This is a genomic window from Flavobacterium cyanobacteriorum (assembly GCF_002251835.1).
GTDB classification, from domain to species: domain Bacteria; phylum Bacteroidota; class Bacteroidia; order Flavobacteriales; family Flavobacteriaceae; genus Flavobacterium; species Flavobacterium cyanobacteriorum.
In genome coordinates this window covers 1-3,266 of the sequence record NZ_NOXV01000079.1, presented here as the reverse complement: position 1 = coordinate 3,266, position 3,266 = coordinate 1, and the positions used below count along the sequence as shown (strand labels likewise).

Below are 3,266 nucleotides of genomic sequence, written 5' to 3'. Positions count from 1 at the left end.
TCGTCAACCCTTTTTTATTTAACAAATAAGTTTAAACCACTTCGTTGATTATATTGAGGATGATAGCGGTGATGAAATAGAAATTTATTGGAAGGTAAGATATAATAATAAAGAATATGATATTTTTAATTCAAATAAAAATTTAAACTTAGGTGATGATGAATATTACAGAGCAATAGTAGGTGAACCTAAAAAGAATAAAGAACCAAGATATGTATATACTTGTAATTGTGGTTGGGTAGATACATCACACGCTTTTGAAAAAACAAAGCGTAAAAGAATTGATATAGGAGCAGACAATTTATGGAAACAGATTAAAAATGAAAGTGGAGTAAAATCACAATGGAAAAATGGCTTTCAAGTTATTTATTCACAAGATATTGTAAAATTGGGTTTATCTATCGGTGTTACAAAAGAGTATTTTGTAAAATACGGACTATCTTTAAAAACTAAAGAACAAATAGCTTTAAGTATATTCCAAGAAGTATCATTAGAATTTGAACAATTACAAAGTCTTCATCCTACATCTGGTTCTTCTTTTGAACCCGCTGATTTAGTCTCAAACCTATTAGGTTTTTATAGTGTAATAAGACCAAAACTCACAAAAAAATATATTTTAGATAATCTATGTAAACAATTAGGTACAGATAAATCTGCTAAAATCTATAAGAAATACCCTGGTACTTTTACCATTTCCAAATACAAGAATAAAAAGTTTACACCACGATTTTTTGATAATGAGTACTGTAAAAACCCCGTATTTCCAAAAGAATTTCAAGAAATTAAACCCTACCCAAAAGATAATGATACTTTTAGAGATTGGATAGACTTATTTGATATTCATAAAGGTATTCCTCCAATCACAGGACCAAAATAATGAGTTATGCAAAAGAAATTTATATTTAGAATAGTTGTAATTTTACTCATTATCATAGGGTTCGTTTGGTGGTTTTTATACGAACTAACTTGGGAAGGAGGTAGAGATATAGGTGTTCTTTCCCATCCTTGTAATACAGAATATTCAATAAAAATAACTCAATATTCAAAATTTGACTGGGCACAACCTCTATATTTTGAAATATTAAAAAAAGATAAATCTTTAAAAGATTGTTATAGTCAATTTGGAATAACTAATAATACAAGTGAAAATATTAATAATTTTGAAATTCATTGTTACGACAATATTCTTTATGTAACCTGGAAAGATGAAAATACACCTATTATTATGTTTGACACCAAAACACTTAAATCATATCCAAATAAATATATAAAAGATAGTTATGAGGATGATAAATTTAAAAATGAATTATTTGATAGAATAAAGAAAGGGAATCAAAAATTAGAAATAGATTAACCTATGGACACCACCACCCAAAACCGCATAGCAAAACTTCATCCCTCCGTAAGAGAAGAAGTAACAAAAATTATTCAAGAGTGTGATACAGCACTTACTGGCAGAGCCAAAGTAAGAATAACCCAAGGTTTGCGTACTTTCAAAGAGCAAGAAGAACTCTACGCATTGGGCAGAACCAAAGTAAATCCAGTAGGTAAAACACCAAAAAAGCCAATGGGCAATAAAGTAACCAACGCCAAAGCAGGGCAAAGCATACATAATTACGGCTTTGCAGTAGATATTTGTCTAATCATAGACGGCAAAACAGCCTCTTGGGACACCACAAAAGATTGGGACAACGACCAAGTAGCCGACTGGTACGAATGTGTAAAAATCTTCGCAAAACACGGCTGGGAATGGGGAGGCAACTGGAAAACTTTTAAAGACCTGCCTCATTTTGACAAACGTGGTTTTAATTCTTGGCGAAAATTATCCAAACTGAAACAGGATAAGGATGGATACGTAAATGTGGTTTGAAATTAAAAAATCGGAATGCTTTATGAGAGTTTCGATTTTTTAAATTACATTATAAAAATAAATAAAAATATTTTGTTACATAATTGTAATATTATATCTTTGCAACAAGATTTTAATATTACTTGTTATGGGATTAAATTTTGAAGAGTTAAAAAAAGAGAGACAGAGAATACACGAGGAGTTAAAACAAGACCGTTTTAGCGAGTTACCTGTCGAGATTATACATTTACTCAACAACGAGGTAATTAACCACGTATTACACCACACAAAGGTCTCCAAGAGCGAGGATATTCCTGCTCGTGTCCTCAATAATTGGATAGAGAAAAAAGTTATCATAATTGACGAGCAGGACAAAGGCAAGGTAAAACGGTTCAATAAAATTCATTGTGTTTGGCTCAATATCATAGCAGAGGCAAGAAAATTAGGGCTACACTTGGAAGATTTGGAAGTCGCCCACCAAAAAGTAACGACCAGCGAAATTCCTAATTTCAGTTACTTAAAATTAGGGATAATCAATACCATTCTCAACAAGCCTCACATTATAGAACTTTCACAAGGCGGAATATTTGAGATAATGTACCAAGAAGAGTATAGAACCTTTTTCAATAAAGGAAGTATGTACTATCCTCATTCTATACTGCCCTTAACTTCACTTGTGCAACAAGAGTTTCCGAAATCAAATTTTGAACTTCCTTTGGAGATTGAGAATATAACCTCCGATGAAGAAAAAATGCTACTGCTTTTTCTTTTGAAGAGTGGAGCATACGGCTATATGAAAGTGTATTTATCCGAAAATGACATCAGATTGATTGAAAATTCGGAAGCCGTTATTACAAACGAACAAGTAAAACAAGCCGTATCTACTTGGAAATTCCACAAAATTGAGATAATGCTTGAAGATGATACAATGGCTATAATCGAGGGTAATCTGTAAAATCTTGGGCTATGTTTACGGTAGAAGAATGTAAAAAGGTATTGCGTAGCAAAGGTGCGAAGTACACAGACGAGGAAGTAGAGAAGATACGAGAAGCCCTGCATAGCCACGTAAAAATGGTAAATGAGGCTTACACGTCTCAAAATTCACAAAATAATCCAACTCAAAAAAAGAAAAGAAAATGAAAAAGTATAGACACGCCGTTGGATATTTACGGATAAGTTCAGACAGTCAAAAAGACAATACCTCCATTGAAAACCAAAAGGACAGTATAAAATACTTCTGTATGCAAAGAGGAATTTACATAGAGAAATTCTTCGTAGAAACTTATACAGGTACGAAACTCAACCGACCTCAATTTGACAAGGCTATCAAATATCTGAAAGAAAATAAAGGAAATATAGATTTATTTCTGACCAATCCTGTCCTAAATAAAATTTAACACTATCAAACTTAACCATT

6 protein-coding genes are annotated in these 3,266 nt (G+C 32.0%); all 6 read left to right on the top strand.

The annotated features are described in order from the left end of the window. Positions 1–388 precede the first annotated feature (388 nt). The 6 genes from CHU92_RS00845 (at position 389) to CHU92_RS00825 (ending at position 3,246) form a co-directional block, all read left to right on the top strand. Positions 389–877, top strand: a complete 489-nt coding sequence (locus tag CHU92_RS00845; protein WP_094411652.1) for a hypothetical protein — start codon at positions 389–391, stop codon at positions 875–877. A gap of 6 nt (positions 878–883) precedes the next feature. Next, positions 884–1,354, top strand: a complete 471-nt coding sequence (locus CHU92_RS00840; RefSeq protein ID WP_094411650.1) for a hypothetical protein — start codon at positions 884–886, stop codon at positions 1,352–1,354. A gap of 3 nt (positions 1,355–1,357) precedes the next feature. Continuing rightward, positions 1,358–1,870: a M15 family metallopeptidase gene (locus CHU92_RS00835; RefSeq protein WP_094411648.1), complete on the top strand. Its 513-nt coding sequence runs from the start codon at positions 1,358–1,360 to the stop codon at positions 1,868–1,870. A 127-nt stretch (positions 1,871–1,997) separates the two neighbouring features. Beyond that, a complete protein-coding gene (locus tag CHU92_RS00830) occupies positions 1,998–2,804 on the top strand; it encodes a hypothetical protein (protein WP_094411646.1) in 807 nt (268 codons plus the stop codon). Positions 2,805–2,815: 11 nt separating this feature from the next. Next, the gene (locus tag CHU92_RS15700; protein ID WP_165764547.1) at positions 2,816–2,989 is read left to right on the top strand and encodes a hypothetical protein; all 174 of its coding nucleotides are present in this window, start codon (positions 2,816–2,818) and stop codon (positions 2,987–2,989) included. Further along, positions 2,986–3,246 carry a recombinase family protein gene (locus CHU92_RS00825; RefSeq protein WP_094411644.1) on the top strand — a complete coding sequence of 87 codons (261 nt, stop codon included), beginning with the start codon at positions 2,986–2,988 and terminating at the stop codon, positions 3,244–3,246. Before CHU92_RS15700 ends, CHU92_RS00825 begins: the two co-directional genes overlap by 4 nt. The last annotated feature ends 20 nt before the right edge of the window (positions 3,247–3,266 follow it).

Excerpts from the sequence above, each read along its gene's own strand:
- CHU92_RS00840 (WP_094411650.1), top strand. The coding sequence starts at position 884 with ATGCAAAAGAAATTTATATTTAGAATAGTTGTAATTTTACTCATTATC.
- CHU92_RS00835 (WP_094411648.1), top strand. The coding sequence starts at position 1,358 with ATGGACACCACCACCCAAAACCGCATAGCAAAACTTCATCCCTCCGTA.
- CHU92_RS00830 (WP_094411646.1), top strand. The coding sequence starts at position 1,998 with ATGGGATTAAATTTTGAAGAGTTAAAAAAAGAGAGACAGAGAATACAC.
- CHU92_RS15700 (WP_165764547.1), top strand. The coding sequence starts at position 2,816 with ATGTTTACGGTAGAAGAATGTAAAAAGGTATTGCGTAGCAAAGGTGCG.
- CHU92_RS00825 (WP_094411644.1), top strand. The coding sequence starts at position 2,986 with ATGAAAAAGTATAGACACGCCGTTGGATATTTACGGATAAGTTCAGAC.